A 15,227-nucleotide genomic window follows, 5' to 3' on the forward strand; every position below is an offset into this window, starting at 1 on the left:
CAGTGGCGGCGGGCGGGCGCTCTCAGCGTCCTCACAGCGACGGCGGTCTACCGTGGGCGCATGACCGAACGACGCTCTGCCCTCCGCACCCCCTGGATCGCCCCCATAGCCGTGGCCGGCGTTGTCGCCGTCGGCCTCCTCGTGCAGCCGCTGCTCGCCTCCGGCGAGTCCAGCAACCTGCCGGACCTCACCGCCGAGGAACTGGTGGCGCGGGTCCTCGAGTCCGAGCCCCAGGCCATGTCCGGCACCGTCGTGCACACCGCCCGCCTCGGGCTCCCCGAACTCCTCTTCACCGAGGCCTCCGGCGCTGATCCCATGTCTCTTCTCGGCGGCAGCTCGACGCTGCGTGTCTGGACCGACGGCGACGAGCGCGCCCGCGTCTCCCTGCTGGGCACCATGAGCGAGTACTCGATGGTGGCCGACGGCACGGACATGTGGACCTATTCCAGCTCCGACGATGAGGTGGTCCGCTACACCGTCAGCGACGCGGACCGCGCCCGCCTGGAGACGATGAGCGACGAGGCCCGCGAGAAGGCCCTCGCAGGCCAGGACGAGCTGCCCACCCCGCAGGAGGCCGCGGCCAAGGTGCTGGCCAACGTCGAGGAGTACTCGACGGTGCGCGTCGACTCGCAGATCAGCGTCGCCGGGCGCGATGCCTACCAGCTCGTCGTCACCCCTGACACCGACGGCACCCTCGTCGATCACGTGGTGCTGGCAGTCGACGGCGAGACCATGACCCCGCTGCGGGTGCAAACCTGGAGCACGCAGGACGAGGCGGCCCCCGCCGTCGAGGTGTCGTTCACGGACGTGGACTTCACCGCCCCCAACGAGTCCGTGTTCGAGTTCTCCACCCCCGCCGGCGCCACCCAGCGCGACGTCGTGATCCCGATCCCCGCCGAGGGCACCGAGATGCCCGCCCATGAGGGCGACCACCAGAAGCCCACGGTGTACGGCACCGGCTGGGAGAGCGTGGTCGAGCTCACCGGCGTTGACGTCGCCGCGATGATCGCCCAGGATCCGGGCGCGATGAGCGGCATGCCCACCCCGTCGACCGGCTCCGATGAGGCGCAGGACCTGATGGACGAGTTCAAGCCCGAGCATGGGCCGGGCATGGACCTCGACGCCGCCGCCCTCTACGAGCAGCTCACCACCGAGGTGCCCGAGGGTCGCCTGCTCACCTCCGCACTGCTCAGCGTGCTGGTGACCGACGACGGTCGCATCCTGGTGGGGGCGGTTCCCGCCGAGACCCTGCGCGCGATGGCGTGAGCGCCCCGGCAATCCGCACCGAGGGGCTCACCAAGCGATTCCGATCCGGCCAGGTGGCCGTCGACGGGATCGACCTGGTGGTGCCCCGCGGCGCTGTCTACGGATTCCTCGGCCCCAACGGGTCGGGGAAGACCACCACGATCCGGATGCTGCTCGGGCTGGTGAAGCCGACGGCGGGTGCCGCCTGGCTGCTCGACGAGGCCATGCCCGAGAGCGGCGGGTCGGTGCTGCCGCGGGTGGGTGCGCTGGTGGAGGGGCCGGCGTTCCAGCCGTACCTCAGCGGGCGGGCCAACCTGGTCCGCCTCGACGCGTGCGACGCCACGGCAGACCCGGGCACCTCACGGTCCCGGATCGACTCGGCGCTCGAACGGGTCGGCCTCACCGCCGCCTCGGGGAAGCTGTACCGCCAGTACTCGCTCGGCATGAAGCAGCGCCTCGGCCTGGCGGCCGCCCTGCTGCGTCCGCGCGAGCTGCTCGTCCTCGACGAGCCCACCAACGGCCTGGACCCGCAGGGCACCCGCGAGGTCCGCCACCTGATCCGTGAGCTCGCCGCGGAGGGCTCCACCGTGCTGGTCTCCTCCCACCTGCTTGCCGAGATCGAGCAGGTCTGCACGCACATCGGCATCATGGGCCAGGGCAAGCTCCTCGCCCAGGCGGAGCGCCACGAACTGGCCGCAGACGACGATCCGCGCGTGGTTGTCACCACCAACGTCGACGGCGTGGCCGGGGCCACCGAGGTGCTCGGCACCCTCGGCTTGGCCGAGGTGCGCGTCGACGGCGTGGAGGTCCAGGCGCGGCTCGGGGCCACGCCCCCGGAGCGCGTGTCCGCCGCGTTGGTGCATGCGGGGGTGGACCTCGTCGGTCTCACCGTCCGCCGTCGCAGCCTGGAGCAGCTGTTCGTGGAACTGACTGGGGAGGGCTTCGATGTCGCGCGCTAGGGGTTCCTTCGGGAGGTTGCTGCGCAGCGAGCTGCGGCTGCTCTTCGGCCGGCGCCGCACGCTGGCGCTCCTCGTCGGGCTGGCGTTGGTGCCGCTGCTCCTCGCCGTCGTGCTGTTCATCGCGCAGGGTTCCGGGCTGGAGGGTCAGGGGCCGGGGTTCATCGGACGGGTCACCGGCAACGGGCTGTTCCTCGTCGTCGCGGCCCTGTTCATGTGCCTGCCGTTCCTGCTGCCGCTGACCATCGCCATCACCGCGGGCGACACGATCGCGGGCGAGGCCCAGGCCGGAACGCTGCGCTACCTCCTGACCCTGCCCGTCGCCAGGACGCGGCTGCTGCTGGCGAAGGCTCTGGTGGCACTGGCGTTCGCGGTGGTCGCGGTGCTGGTGATCGCCGTCATGGCGCTGGCCGCCGGGGGCGCGTTCTTCGGCTTGGGAGAGATGACTCTGCTGTCGGGCACCACCGTCTCCCTGGGGGCCGGGATGGCGCGGATGCTGGGTGTCGCGGGGTATGTCGCCCTGTCCCTGACGGGGCTGGTGGTGGTGGGGGTGTTCATCTCCACGCTGACCGAGGTCCCGGTCGGGGCGATGGCCGCGACGGTCGTGGTGGCGGTGGTCTCCACGGTGCTGGACTCCCTGCCGCAACTCGCGGCCATCCACCCCTACCTGCTGACGCACCACTGGTTCGACTTCGCCGAGTTCCTCCGCCTCGAGGTGGACTGGGGCGTGCTGGGATCGGGGCTGCTGGTGCAGGTTGGGTGGGTTGCGGTGTTCGCGTCGCTGGCGTGGGCGAGGTTCCGCTCCGCCGACGTGACGTCCTGACGGGTTCCGCCGCGGCAGGACCCTGCCGTGGCGGGTGCGGAAGGAGCGCGAGTTCGGCCCCCGTCGACCTCATCGGGGGTGCCGGGATGGACACTGAGGAGGTGAACCTCTCTCTGTCCGGCGCGCTGCGTCTCTCAGCGAGTGGTCCGCTACGGGTGGACGAGGTGTGGGAGCGGTACACCCGGCCGGTGTGGTGGACCCGATGGGCGCCGCATCTGCGCGGCGTGGAGTACGCGGAACCGATGGTGACGCCGGGGACGACCGGCCGGGTGACGGGCCTGGGCGGGATCGTTGCGGACTTCCGCATCGATGCGGTCGACGAGGCGGCGCGGACCTGGTCCTGGAGCGTCCGCAGCGGCCCGCTGAGGCTGTCCTTCGAGCACGGGGTCGACGCGGCGGCGCCCGGGTCGGGTCGCGCGAGTGTGGCGTGGCTCGTCGTGCACGGGCCGTGGCCGGTGGTCCTCGGCTATGCGCCCATCGCCCGCTACTCGCTCGGGCGGCTCGTCGGCTGAGCCAGGCGAGGCGTAGCGGCCTACCCTGGACACTGTGAGCGAGCTGCGGATTGCACCGGGGCCGGGGCTGCCGGAGGGCTTGGTGGTCCCGGCAGGTGAGCTGACCGAGCGGTTCTCGCACGCGTCCGGTCCCGGCGGCCAGGGCGTGAACACCTCAGATTCGAGGGTGCAGCTGTCCTTCGATGTGGCCGCCTCCGCCGTGCTTGACGACGTCCAGCGGGAGCGGCTCCTGCACCGGTTGCGGTCCCGGCTTGCGGGCACCGTCCTCACCGTCGTGTCTGCCGAGTCCCGCTCGCAGCGCCAGAACCGGGGTGCGGCGCGGGAGCGTCTGGCTGCGATGCTCCGTGAAGGGCTCGCCCCGCCGTCGCCGCCGAGACGCCGCACCCGCCCGACGCGGGGCTCGGTTGAGCGCAGGCTGACCACCAAGCGCCGCCACGGGGAGATCAAGCGCGGTCGCGGACGCCCCGAGGACGCGTAGCGCAAGCAGGAACAGGCTGACCCCCGGGGTGTATTAGCGTGTGCCGGACAGCCTCCTGGTGAGTATCTGCTGGCGGATGGGCCGCGCAGCATGCGGAGGCCCACCGCGTACCCCAGGAGTCACGTATGGCAGCCCCTGAGTCACACACCCAGTGCCCGGCGCGGGGCCATCGGCACCGCCTGACGGACCTAACCGGCCTGAGGCTGCCGCTGGGGTAGGGCCGCCGTCGTCTAGGGTCGGGGCATACGACGTAGACCGCAGGAGGCACCCATGGCACACGTTCCCACCACCCCCGTCACGCTCGGCGCGTCGCGCCTCGGCGAGCGTCCCGACGGCGAGGCCCTGGCTGACGCTCTGCTCGCGTCCCCGCTCGGCCATGTCGACACCAGCAACAACTACGCCGACGGACGCAGCGAGCAGTTCCTCGGCGACGCGATCCGTCGGGCCGGTGGCGTGCCGTCGGGCAAGGCCGTCTTCTCCAAGGCGGACCGGGATCCGGCCACGGGGATCTTCGACGCCGCTCGAGTGCGGCGCTCGCTCGAGGAATCACTTGAACGGCTCGGTGTGGACCACCTGCCCCTGTACCAATTCCACGATCCGTTCACGATCACCGTCGACGAGGCCCTCGCACCTGGTGGCCCCGTCGAGGCGTTGATCGCGCTGCGGGACGAGGGCGTTATCGGGGCGATCGGGATCGCGTACGGATCACTGGCGGAGACGCGCGCGTATGTGGAAACGGGGCTGTTCGACGTGGCCCTCAACCACAATCGCTACACCTTGGTGGACCGCTCCGCGGAGGAGCTCTATGTGCGGGCGCGCGAGCTCGGCATGCAGGTCTTCAACGCGGCGCCCTTCGGCGGCGGAACGCTGGCCAACGGGGAGAGCACCTACGGCTACCACAGCATGCCGGTGGAGTTCGCGGCGCACGTCGGCAGGGTCCGCGAGTTGGCGCGGGAGGCCGGCGTCGATCTGGCCGCTGCAGCACTGCAGTTCTCGATGCGCAGCCCGCTGGTGGACACCACGGTCGTGGGCATCCCGTCGCTGGCCAGGCTCGACGCGCTGGCGGGGTTGATCGAGGCCGAGGTCGCGGACGAGTTCTTCGCCGCCGTCGAGGCGCTGGGCGCGCCTCCGGCCAGCGGCAACAACTGAGTCGCCACTGACCGGAGGAGGGGCGTCAGGCCGCGGCGTCGTCCGAGGCGGCGGCGTCTGCGAGCTTGTCGGAGAGCGAGTGCAGCTCGGCGAGCTTGTCTGCGCCGGCCGTCACCCGACCCTCCATCGTGACATCGGTGTTGAAGATCAGTCCCGTGGTGCCCACAACGTCGGCCTTGAGGTTCTCCATCAGCTGAGTGAGAGCCTTCGTCGCGCGGCCACCGCCACCGAAGCCGTAGCCCACGAAAGCGATGGGCTTGCCCTCCCACTCGGCGTAGAGGTAGTCGATGGCGTTCTTCAGCGGCGCGGGGAAGAAGCCGTTGTACTCAGGCGTGACGATCAGGACCGCGTCGGCGGCGTCGATCGCGGCCTTCCAGGCCAGCGTGTGGGGCTGGGTGTAGACGCCGGAGCCGGCGGGCGCGCCCTCGTCGATGAACGGGAGGTTGATCTCCGCGAGGTCGAGCATGGTGACGTCCCAGTGGGAGTCCAGGGTGTCGGCCACCCAGTCACTCACTGTGCCGCCGATGCGCTGGGGACGGGTGGACGAGACGATGATCGCGAGATTGTTCACGCCTCAACTATGGCACGAGATTGCTTGACCTTTCAATTACGCTGTGGGCGGACGCGGCACCCCCCGTCCCCCGTCGTGCACGACACGCCGTTCCGATGGCCACCCGGTGCCCAATGCGGACACGGCCTCGCACTCGGGCGGCGTTTCGTGCACGCGTTCCGTCCACTCAGGGGGTGCCGCCGCGTAGGCCGGCGAGGATTTCACTCCACGCCCCCGCCAGGTCGCCGTCGGGGGTCCAGGTACCCCCGTCGGGGACGCCGAGGGGATCCAGCCGGAGCTGCAGGTCCTCGTCGATCAGGTAGGTGACCGGGTCGCCGTATTGGGTGAGCATCACCACGTACGGCCCGTCCTCCGGGATGTTCCATTGGTCATCCGGGGTGGCCGTGGCCTGGGAGATGGCCAGGACCAGGTCGCCCGGGAGCTCACGCTGCATCCATTCGTCCCCGACGGCGGGGTCCGCGGGAAGGCCGCACACGTAGCCGCGGTAGAGCGAGCCGCGCTCCACGGGGCCTAGCGAGTTGAGTCCGACGATCCCCGCGTTGTCGCTGCAGAGGGAGACCTCGTCGAGGAAGGGCTCGGGGTTCGCCTCGCGCTGGGCCGTCCACAGCGGGAGCAGGTCCTGGAGCAGCTGGGCGCCGCCCGCGCGGTTGCCCCAGCCGCCCACCCACTCGCAGTTCACGGTCTCGGCGGAGACGACGCGACGGGTGCCGTCCGGATAGTCGAGCACCACGTGGTAGGTGGTGCCGCCCATCTCGGTGCACGCCTCATAGTTGGGGCTGGGCAGCTGGTTGATGGCGTCGACGAAGCGGTCCGGGTCCGTGGTCAGCGCTTCGATGGGGCCCACCCCGCCGAACGTCGCCCAGCGGTCGCCGCAGAGCCATGCCCGGGCGGCACCGTCGGGCAGGTTCTCGGTGCCGGGAAGCTCCTCGGCCGCGAGGGTGCCGGTCTGGATGTCGTCGCACACGGTCGAGACCAGGCCGTCGCCACGCTCGTCCGGCAGCACGACAGGGGTCGGGGACGGGGACGGAACAGGTCCGCCGTCGACGCCCTGCGCCTCGACGATGCGCGCCTCTAGGGCAACGTCCAACGGGCCCCACATCCAGCGCGCCGTGCCGTCGTCCCACCAGTAGGTGGCGTCATTCCGGTGGAGCGAGACGGGATCGCCCGTGGGCGTGAGTAGGACCAGGGCCGGGAGCGGCGCCTGCCACCCCACCTCCGTGCTTGCCAACGCGTCGCCGGACTGGAGCGCGGCGAGGAGATCGGCCGTGAGTTCGGAGTCCAGCTCCACCGCCGAGCCGTCCGCACGGCAGGCGACCGCTCGCGTCAGACCGTCCAACTCCAAGGGCCGGAGGACGGAGGCGTAGGAGGAGTCGCAGAGCGCCGCCCCCGTGAACTGGAACCCGGACTCCTCGCGCTCGGCCTTCCACAGCTCGCGGAGAGTGCTCAGGTAGCCGGCGCCGTCGGCTCGGAAGATGTCGAACATGTCGGTCGCGTCCCGGAGGTCGCCGCAGCCGGCGATCCGCACCGCCCGGTGCACGCCGTCGCCGTACTCGACGACCACCGTGTAATCCAGCGGATTCGGCATGCAGTCGAGCACCCCCTCAGACCTCTCCAGCGCGTTGAACGCCGCGACGGCGTCCTGGGCGTGCGCGACCAGCGGATCAGGCGCGCCCACGAGCTCCAACTCGGACCCGGTGTCGGAGCGCCCGCACAGCCAGACGCGGGTGGCGCCGTCGGGAAGGTCGCCGTCGACGAGGGGTTCGGCGCCGGTGAGGGGGTCGCGGCAGGGGTCGGGGACCAGTGGTGTCGCGGCGGCGGTGGGCTCGGGCGTGGCCAACACCACCGACGGAGGCGCGGTGAGCTGGAGCGCCAGCGGCGTGGCCATGCCCACGACGGCCACCACCGCGGCCGCAGCCACGCCCATTCGCCGCTTCCGCGCACGGTTCCTGGCGGCGGCCGCCCAGCCGCGAGCGCTCGGGCGGGGCGGGACGCCGTCGCGGAGGGCGTCGGAGAATTCCTGTTCGTTCATGGCCTGTCCTCCTGGGCGAGGTGGGGGGAGATGCGCAGGGCGGCGAGCCCGCGGCTGACGTGGGAGGTGACGGTCCCCTCGGGGATGCGCAGCAACTCGGCCACCTCGCGGGTGGGGCGGTCCTCGAAGTAGCGCAGCACGAGGCAGGTGCGCTGGAGTCGCGGGAGTGCGGCGAGGGCGCGGTGGACGTCGGTGCCGAGCGATGGTTCGCCTGCGTCCGACGGCCGGTCCGGCGGGCTGTCGGAGGGCACCTCCGAGCGCCACTGGAGCCGGCGCCACCAGGAGATGAACGTGCGGTACATCGTCGTGCGGACGTAGGCCTCGAAGTGGTGGTCGTTGTCGAAGGAGTCGTAGCGGCTGTAGGTCTTGGACAGCGCCGTCTGGACGAGGTCCTCGGCGTGCTGCCGATCCCCGGTGAGCAGCCAGGCGGCCACCCAGAGTTCGCCGCCGCGGGCGGCGACGTACCTGTCAAACCCGTTGGTCATCACCTCGACCGGGTGCTCCATCACAGCCTCCATACCCTGTAGACGCGGTGAGTGGTCCGCTTCACTGCACTGGGATCAGCGAACCAGACCCGACGTGCCCACACTGCTCCCGAGCCGCGACCCGCGATGCCTGTTCGGTGGATCTGGTGCCGACTACGCGCCCAGTCCCACCGGACAGCCAGAACCCGGAGCCAGAATCGGCCCACTCACGCACGATGCCCAGCGGGGTCGAGGGGCGAGGGTCCGGCAGGACGCGTCGTGGCCCGCGAGGGTGGGGGACGACAGGGCGGCTGCACGCCGCGCTGCCCGCGAGGGCGACGGCGGGGTCGAGGGGCGAGGGGCGAAGGTCCGGCAGGACGCTGCGATGCCCGCGAGGGCGGGTGACGGCAGGGCGGCTGTGCGTTGTGATGCCCAACCCGACGATCACCCAACTGGCATCCCGCCTGAGCAGACCCGAGCCAGGGCCGCCTTGACGGCACACTCCCGGACTCGAGCACGCCACAGGGAAACGAGTGCAGGGAGCGCTGGCACGAGGCCCGGGCGGCCTCCACAACTGAACCAACGGCCGGCCGGAGGCCGACGGGGAGGGCTGTGGACAAGGGGGCCGCCCGGGCCTCGGGTCAGGGCTCCCTGCACCGGGCGCGGTTCGGTTTCGACGCGCGTTGCGCCGCTTCGCGGCTTGGCGCGGCTCAACCAGCGGGAAAGATCAGGGCTCCCTGCACCGGGAGCGGGTCGATTTCGACGCGCGTTGCGCCGCTTCGCGGCTTGGCGCGGCTCAACCAGCGGGAAAGATCAGGGAGCGGAGACGGCCCGTGCGGCGAGACGGTCGCGGACCTGCTTGCGCAGCACCTTGCCCAGCATCGACTTCGGCAGCTCGTCGACCACCACCACCTCGCGCGGCACCTTATAGGCGGCCAACCGCTCCCTGCACCACGTGCGCACCGCCTCCGGATGCACCGTGGCGCCCGGGCGCGGAACCACCTCCGCCACGACGCGCTCTCCCCCGCCCTCCAGCTTCAGGCCGACGACGGCGGCGTCGTCGATGTCCTCGTGCGCACGCAGGACCGCCTCCACCTCCGTCGGCGACACGTTGAAGCCGCCCGTGATGATCAGCTCCTTCACGCGGTCCACGATGGTGGTGAAGCCGTCGGCGTCAACGGTGACCAGGTCGCCTGTGCGCAGCCATCCGCCGGGCAGCAGCACCGCCTCGGTCTCCTCTGGCGCGTTCCAGTACCCCTGGAACACCTGCGGACCGCCCAGCAGAAGCTCACCACGCTCCCCCTGGGGCACCTCACGGGACGGGTCCTCCGGGTCCACCACGCGCATCCGGGTGCTGGGGAACGGGATGCCGATGGTGCCGGTGCGCCGCGACGGGTGGAACGGATTCCCCAGCGCCACGGGGGCGGTCTCGGTGAGGCCGTAGCCCTCGACGAGGAGCCCCCCGGCCACCCCCTCCCAGAGCTCGACGATCGGGTCGGTCAGGTTCATCGCCCCGGAGATGCAGAAGCGGGCCGACTTCAGGCTCACGCCACGCTCGAGGGCCCGTCGGGCGGTCTTCTCGTAGATCGGCGGGACCGCGCAGTACACCGTCGGCGGGGTGGTGCGGGCGGCGTCGAGGACCATGTCTGCGTCGAAGCTCGGGAACAGGACGATCCGGGCGCGCTTGAGGATGCCGAAGGTCAGGTACAGCGTCATGCCGAACGCGTGGAACATGGGCAGGACGGCGTAGATCACCTCCCGGTCGTCCACGGCGTCGTGCATCCATGCCGCGCCCTGCAGTGCGTTGGCGTAGAGGTTGCGGTGGGTGAGGATGGCGCCCTTGGCGCGGCCGGTGGTGCCGCTGGTGTACTGGATGACGGCCACGTCGTCGACCGCGGGGCGTGGATGCGCGGGTTCGAGGGCGGGCGCCCGGAGCAGGTCCTCCCAGGGCATGGTGCCGGGCGCCGGCTGGGTGAGGCGGTCGCGGGCGGCGCGCAGCTTCGGTACGGGCAGCTGCAGCGCCAGGCGCTTGACGAGGGGGAATGCCCGCAGCAGGTTGACCGAGACGACATGCTCGACCTCGATGTCGCTCGGCTGCTCGCGGATCTTGCCCACGGCCGCGTCCCAGGCGATGACCACCCGGGCGCCATGATCCTCGAACAGGTGACGCAGTTCGCGCGCGGTGTAGAGGGGGTTGTGCTCCACGACGATCGCGCCCAGCCGCAGGACCGCGTAGAACGCGACGACGTGCTGCGGGCAGTTGGGCAGGATCAGTGCCACGCGGTCGCCTGCGCGGACGCCCAGCCTGCGCAGGCCCTCGGCGACGCGGGCAATCTGCTCCCCGAGACTCCGGTAGCTGGTCTCGCGGCCGAAGAACTGCAGCGCCACGCCGTCGCCGCCCTTGGCGACCGCCTCCTCACACATCTCCACCAGTGAGGTGGGCGGGGTGGCGATGTCTGCCGGGACCCCCGGCTGGTAGTGCTTCACCCAAGGGCGCTCGTCAGTCATGGGTCCATCCTGTCAGGGCCCGGCTCGGCTCCCGCCAGTGGCCCCGTGCGGGCCTCGACCGTCAGCCGTCGAGGTCCATATCGCCGGCGAAGTGACGGAACTGCTCCTTCGTGGCGTGCATCTCCCAGAGCCGTTCGGCGAGCACCGTCGGGTCCTTGCGGGGGTGACCCTCGATGATCCCGCCGGGGATGATCAGCTGGGTGACGTGGATGTTGTCCGGTGCCAGGGCGTCGTGCAGCATCTGACCCAATGCCGACTCCCCCGCGAACGCCACCGACGTGCCGGCGAATTTGGCCACCGGGCGCACCGCGCTGCCGCCGTTGACGAGCAGGATCGTGCCGCCTCCGCGGAAGCGCATGTGCTGCATGACGTGATGGATCGCCACGAGCGGCCCGTAGACGGAGAACTCGATGGCCGGCTGCAGGTCCTCGACGGTGGTCTCCAGCACCGGGCGCAGGAATTCCTTCGCCGGCAGCGGGCTGTACTGCAGCACGTCGATGGGGCCGAGGTCAGCGGCCGCGTCGTCGAGCGCGGACCGCAGGGAATCGTGGTCGCGGACGTTTGCCACGTAGCCCCGGGCCGTGATGCCCTCTGCGGTCAGTTCCTCGGCGAGGGCATGGACGCGTTCGGCGGTGCGAGAGATGAGCGCCACCGAGAAGCCCTCCTTGGCGAAGCGGCGGGCGACTGTTGCGCCGAGTCCGGCTCCGGCACCGATGATGGCAAGCGTGGGCATGGTGATCCTCCCGTGGTCGTCGTTGACTACCCCACCGAGCCTACTCACCTCGACGGCGCGGGAGACGCCGGCCCCACTCGACAGCGCGGCTCATGGGTCCATTCATGAGCCGCGCGCCCCACCGTCGGGCGTCTCATGCGGAATGCTGGACCCATGGCCTCCCCACCGACGCCCCTCGCTCAGGACCCGTCGTCGGCTCAGGCATGGTCGGTGCGCGATCTGATCCCCGCGGCGGGGGTGTCGATCTCTGCGGTCCTGTTGTTCGCGTTCCAGCTGGCCGGATGGGGGCACGCGCTGCTGCTACTGAGCCTGCTGGCCGCCTGTCTCGTGAACCGCGAGCTGGGCAGGGACCTGCTGCTGATCGGGGTGGGTGTGGCGATCGTCAGCGCCACCTCCGTCGAGGCCGACGTGAGCTGGGACCGCTTCCTCATCATCGGAACGGTGCTGATCCTCGCCGTCTCGGTGCCGCTGCTGATCGACCGCTTCGTCTACCGCCGCCGGGCAATCACGTTCCCCTGGCGAGGGGAACATCGATGGTCTCGGCTAGAGGTCATCTACGTGGTCGCGGTGCCGTTCCTGGGCTGGGCGATCCTGCCGTTCTACTTCATCCGCTCCGGCGCCTACCTCAACTGGCCGCACATCACCGACGCCAGTGAACTGGCGCGGTTCTTCGTCGGCGTCAACGCGGTGGGCACCTGGGACGAGCTGTTCTTCATCTGCACCTGCTTCGCCCTGCTGAGGCGGCACTTCCCGGTGTGGCTGGCCAACGCTCTGCAGGCCACCATCTTCGTCTCGTTCCTGTGGGAGCTCGGCTACCGCGAGTGGGGACCGCTCCTGACCATCCCGTTCGCACTGATCCAGGGCTTCCTGTTCGCGCGCACGGGCTCCCTGCTCTACGTCCTGGTGGTGCACCTGCTGTTCGACGCCATCGTGTTCATGGCCATCGTGCACGCCCACAACCCGGACCTGTTCGCCTTCTTCATCTACTGACGACGACGGTCCTGCGTCGCGCTCACGCCGTGTGGTCCTCCAGGCGGAATCCGAGCTTCAGGCCCACCTGGTAGTGGGCAACCTGGCCGTCCTGGATGTGGCCGCGGATCTCGGTCACCTCGAACCAGTCCAGGTGGGACAGCGTCTGCGACGCCCGCGCGACAGCCCCATCGATGGCCTGCTGCAGGCCCTCGCTCGAGCTACCGACGATCTCGGTCACCTTGTAGGTGTGGTCAGTCATGGCGAACTCCCTCGTTCAGGGTTGCCTTCCGCAACCAGGATCCCTCCAGGCTAAGCGACGGATCGCGGCTGCGAGCCTCCCCCGTCGATCTCCTCATCGCTGGGCCGGCTCGCTCACACCCGCGCGTTTCCGGCCAGGCGACGAAGGGCCGCCAGGGCGTCGTCCAGCCGGTCGGCCGGGACCAGGAGGTGGTCGTGGTGGTACCCCGCGACGACGTTGCAGCTGATGCTCGCCTCCGCCAGCGCCGTGCTCACAGCCGCTGTCAGCCCGACGGCGGCCAGCGATGACTGCACCGTGAGCGTGATCCACCCCGCGACATAGTCGTAGTCCAACCCGAGCCGGTCCGCGTCCTCCTTGCGAAGCACCATGCTCAGACCTTCCGATTCGACGACGCTGGCCAGCACCTCAGCCTCCACAGGCCCGGGGCCAACCACGAAGACGAAGGCCCCAGGGCACACGACGGGGGACATCGTCGCCAGCAGGGTGGTCAGCTCCGTCTCGCCGCTCATGGCCTCAGCCTGCCTCATTGGGTTCGGGGATGAGCACGAGGTTGCCCACCTTGCGGCCGGAATCAACGCGCCGGTACGCCTCCGGCAGCCGGCCAAGCCCCTCGAACTCCTCGACGGCGGGGTCCAGCCGGCGCTCGGCGACGAGGGCCAGCAGGTAGGCGAAGTCCTCGGGCCGCTCGGGAGCTGGGCCGGCATGCACCCGGCCGCGCGCCCGGAGGGTGTCCCAGAGCCCGGCGACGGCGAGGACCAGAGCACCCTCCTGTGAGACGAGCCGGAGCCCCTCAGAGCGGGAGACGTTGCCGACTGCGTCGAACATCACGTCGTAGGTGCCGGTCAGCCGCGACACCGGCGTCTGCGAGTAATCCACCACCCTGTCCGCTCCCCACCGGGTCACGACGGCGGCGTTCGTCGCGCTGGTGACCGCCGTGACGTCCGCGCCCATGACCTTGGCCAGCTGCACAGCAGCGGACCCGACAGATCCGGAGGCCCCGTTGACCAGCGCGGTCTGACCGGCCCGCAACCCGGCCCTGTCGCGCAGGAAGTACAGCGCCGTGGTGCCGCCGAACAGGACTCCGGCCGCCTCGGCGTGGGTGATGCCGGCGGGCTTCGGCACCATGCGGGCTGCCGGCACCGCCACGTACTGCGCGTGCGCCCCGAGGGCGCCGGACATGCCCGCCACCTCGTCGCCCACCGCGAGCCCCGCGACCTCGGCACCCACACCGACCACGACCCCCGAGAGGCTGCCGCCCAATACCCGACGGCGCGGCCCGCCCATGCCCAAACCCAGCCGGGCGAGTACCCCGAACCCGGCCGGGAACCGGCCGGCGCGCATCCGGGCGTCGCCGGAGGTGACGGCCACCGCCTCGACGCGGACGACCACCTCGCCCCGGCCGGGCTGGGGGATGGGAACCTCGACGATCGCCACCTCCTCGGGGGGTCCGTAGCGGTGCACCACTGCTGCTTTCACGACTCTCCTTACGGGTGTAAGTCTGCTCGCTTCACTGTAGCCTTACACCTGTAAGAACACAAGGAGGAGCCATGGAATCCCGCACGCCACTCAGCCTGGAGCGCATCGTCGAGGCCGCCGTCGCCGTCGCGGACCGCTCAGGACTCAGCGGGGTCAGCATGCGCACAGTGGGGCGGGAGCTCGGGGTGGAGGCCATGTCGCTGTACCACCACGTGGCCAGCAAGGACGCCCTCCTCGACGCGCTGGCCGATTGGATCTTCTCCCGGATCGAGCTGCCGCTGGGCGGGGAGCCATGGCGCGCCGGGATGGTTCGCCGGGCCTCGTCGGCGCGAGCGGTGCTCGCCGCGCACCCGTGGACGTTGGGGCTCATCGAGTCGCGAACCAACCCCGGCGCGGCGCTGCTCAACCATCACGATGCGGTGCTCGGGTGCCTCGTGGGCGGAGGGTTCCCGCCGAGGCTGGCATCTCACGCGTTCTCCGTGATCGACGCCTACGTCTACGGGTTCACCCTCACCGAGCAGAACCTCCCGTTCGACTCCTCCCAAGCTGAGGGCGCCGAGGACTACGCGGCCGCGGTGGGATCGCTGCTTCAGCCCTACCCCCACCTGGCCGCGCTCATCGACGAGGTGGCGACGGGCTACACGTTCGCAGACGAATTCGGTTACGGCCTCGAGCTCATCCTCGACGGGCTGGAGGTTCGGCTGGCCACCCACCGGCCCGCCGGATCCCCCACCCCGGGGGAAGGAAGCCGATAGCCCCGGCCAGCGCCTCAGAGGCGACCAACCGCGACTCGGCCGGGCGCGGGGACGACCGGCTCTCCGGCGAAGTCCACGGTGGTAGCCGTCCGTGGCGACGTTCTCGGGGACGCAAGGGACGGCCCGGCACTGGCGCGGCTGCGCTATCGAAGCCCGGCTTGACGCCTCAGGACTCGGCGTGCGCGGCCCGGACGGCCCGCACGTCGAGCCCCGCGATCCCCTCGAAGTCACGTGGGTTGGCCGTGTAGATCGGCAGCCCGCGTGACAGCGCAGTGGCCGCGATGAGCGCGTCGTACG

16 protein-coding genes are annotated in these 15,227 nt (G+C 70.9%); 8 read left to right on the plus strand and 8 right to left on the minus strand.

All coding sequences use genetic code 11. The features are described from left to right. Window positions 1–60 precede the first annotated feature (60 nt). From ACX1D1_RS15645 to ACX1D1_RS15670, 6 genes are all read left to right on the plus strand, one after another. Window positions 61–1,266, plus strand: coding sequence for a LolA family protein (locus ACX1D1_RS15645; protein WP_459055360.1), 1,206 nt, complete (start codon window positions 61–63; stop codon window positions 1,264–1,266). Beyond that, the gene (locus ACX1D1_RS15650; protein WP_459055361.1) at window positions 1,263–2,204 is read left to right on the plus strand and encodes an ABC transporter ATP-binding protein; all 942 of its coding nucleotides are present in this window, start codon (window positions 1,263–1,265) and stop codon (window positions 2,202–2,204) included. Before ACX1D1_RS15645 ends, ACX1D1_RS15650 begins: the two co-directional genes overlap by 4 nt. After that, entirely contained in the window at window positions 2,191–3,024 is an 834-nt protein-coding gene (locus ACX1D1_RS15655) for a DUF2705 family protein (protein WP_182781410.1), read from the plus strand. The genes ACX1D1_RS15650 and ACX1D1_RS15655 overlap by 14 nt, the downstream gene beginning before the upstream one ends. Window positions 3,025–3,125: 101 nt before the next feature. Further along, the gene (locus ACX1D1_RS15660) at window positions 3,126–3,536 is read left to right on the plus strand and encodes an SRPBCC family protein (RefSeq protein ID WP_220489057.1); all 411 of its coding nucleotides are present in this window, start codon (window positions 3,126–3,128) and stop codon (window positions 3,534–3,536) included. A gap of 34 nt (window positions 3,537–3,570) precedes the next feature. After that, entirely contained in the window at window positions 3,571–4,014 is a 444-nt protein-coding gene (gene arfB / locus ACX1D1_RS15665; protein ID WP_182781409.1) for an alternative ribosome rescue aminoacyl-tRNA hydrolase ArfB, read from the plus strand. A 270-nt stretch (window positions 4,015–4,284) separates the two neighbouring features. After that, window positions 4,285–5,163 (plus strand): aldo/keto reductase, encoded by an 879-nt coding sequence (locus ACX1D1_RS15670; protein ID WP_182781407.1) that lies wholly within the window; start codon window positions 4,285–4,287, stop codon window positions 5,161–5,163. A 25-nt stretch (window positions 5,164–5,188) separates the two neighbouring features. Here the strand turns inward: ACX1D1_RS15670 and ACX1D1_RS15675 are convergent, their stop codons facing one another. The 5 genes from ACX1D1_RS15675 to ACX1D1_RS15695 all read right to left on the minus strand — a co-directional run bounded on the left by ACX1D1_RS15675 (window position 5,189) and on the right by ACX1D1_RS15695 (window position 11,468). Then, on the minus strand, window positions 5,189–5,734 hold the full coding sequence (locus ACX1D1_RS15675) for an NADPH-dependent FMN reductase (protein ID WP_182781406.1): 546 nt from the start codon (window positions 5,732–5,734) through the stop codon (window positions 5,189–5,191). Window positions 5,735–5,900: 166 nt separating this feature from the next. After that, window positions 5,901–7,763 carry a hypothetical protein gene (locus tag ACX1D1_RS15680; RefSeq protein WP_459055363.1) on the minus strand — a complete coding sequence of 621 codons (1,863 nt, stop codon included), beginning with the start codon at window positions 7,761–7,763 and terminating at the stop codon, window positions 5,901–5,903. Then, window positions 7,760–8,269: a SigE family RNA polymerase sigma factor gene (locus ACX1D1_RS15685; RefSeq protein WP_220489058.1), complete on the minus strand. Its 510-nt coding sequence runs from the start codon at window positions 8,267–8,269 to the stop codon at window positions 7,760–7,762. The genes ACX1D1_RS15680 and ACX1D1_RS15685 overlap by 4 nt, the downstream gene beginning before the upstream one ends. 771 nt (window positions 8,270–9,040) lie before the next feature. Next, window positions 9,041–10,735, minus strand: a complete 1,695-nt coding sequence (locus ACX1D1_RS15690; RefSeq protein ID WP_459055365.1) for a long-chain-fatty-acid--CoA ligase — start codon at window positions 10,733–10,735, stop codon at window positions 9,041–9,043. 61 nt (window positions 10,736–10,796) lie between these two features. Beyond that, complete coding sequence (locus tag ACX1D1_RS15695) at window positions 10,797–11,468, minus strand: SDR family NAD(P)-dependent oxidoreductase (protein ID WP_182781403.1); 672 nt, start codon at window positions 11,466–11,468, stop codon at window positions 10,797–10,799. A gap of 153 nt (window positions 11,469–11,621) precedes the next feature. Between ACX1D1_RS15695 and ACX1D1_RS15700 the strand changes: the two genes are divergently transcribed. After that, window positions 11,622–12,458, plus strand: coding sequence for a CPBP family glutamic-type intramembrane protease (locus tag ACX1D1_RS15700; protein WP_459055367.1), 837 nt, complete (start codon window positions 11,622–11,624; stop codon window positions 12,456–12,458). A gap of 22 nt (window positions 12,459–12,480) precedes the next feature. Here ACX1D1_RS15700 and ACX1D1_RS15705 read toward each other — a convergent pair whose 3' ends face one another. The 3 genes from ACX1D1_RS15705 to ACX1D1_RS15715 all read right to left on the minus strand — a co-directional run bounded on the left by ACX1D1_RS15705 (window position 12,481) and on the right by ACX1D1_RS15715 (window position 14,175). Further along, window positions 12,481–12,699, minus strand: a complete 219-nt coding sequence (locus ACX1D1_RS15705; protein ID WP_182781401.1) for a dodecin — start codon at window positions 12,697–12,699, stop codon at window positions 12,481–12,483. Window positions 12,700–12,812: 113 nt separating this feature from the next. Further along, complete coding sequence (locus ACX1D1_RS15710) at window positions 12,813–13,208, minus strand: ACT domain-containing protein (protein ID WP_182781400.1); 396 nt, start codon at window positions 13,206–13,208, stop codon at window positions 12,813–12,815. A 4-nt stretch (window positions 13,209–13,212) separates the two neighbouring features. Next, the gene (locus ACX1D1_RS15715) at window positions 13,213–14,175 is read right to left on the minus strand and encodes an NAD(P)-dependent alcohol dehydrogenase (RefSeq protein WP_459055369.1); all 963 of its coding nucleotides are present in this window, start codon (window positions 14,173–14,175) and stop codon (window positions 13,213–13,215) included. Between the two features lie 71 nt (window positions 14,176–14,246). Between ACX1D1_RS15715 and ACX1D1_RS15720 the strand changes: the two genes are divergently transcribed. Beyond that, entirely contained in the window at window positions 14,247–14,930 is a 684-nt protein-coding gene (locus ACX1D1_RS15720) for a TetR/AcrR family transcriptional regulator (protein ID WP_459055371.1), read from the plus strand. Window positions 14,931–15,227 lie beyond the last annotated feature (297 nt).

The organism is Tessaracoccus luoxuelianae (assembly GCF_054483915.1).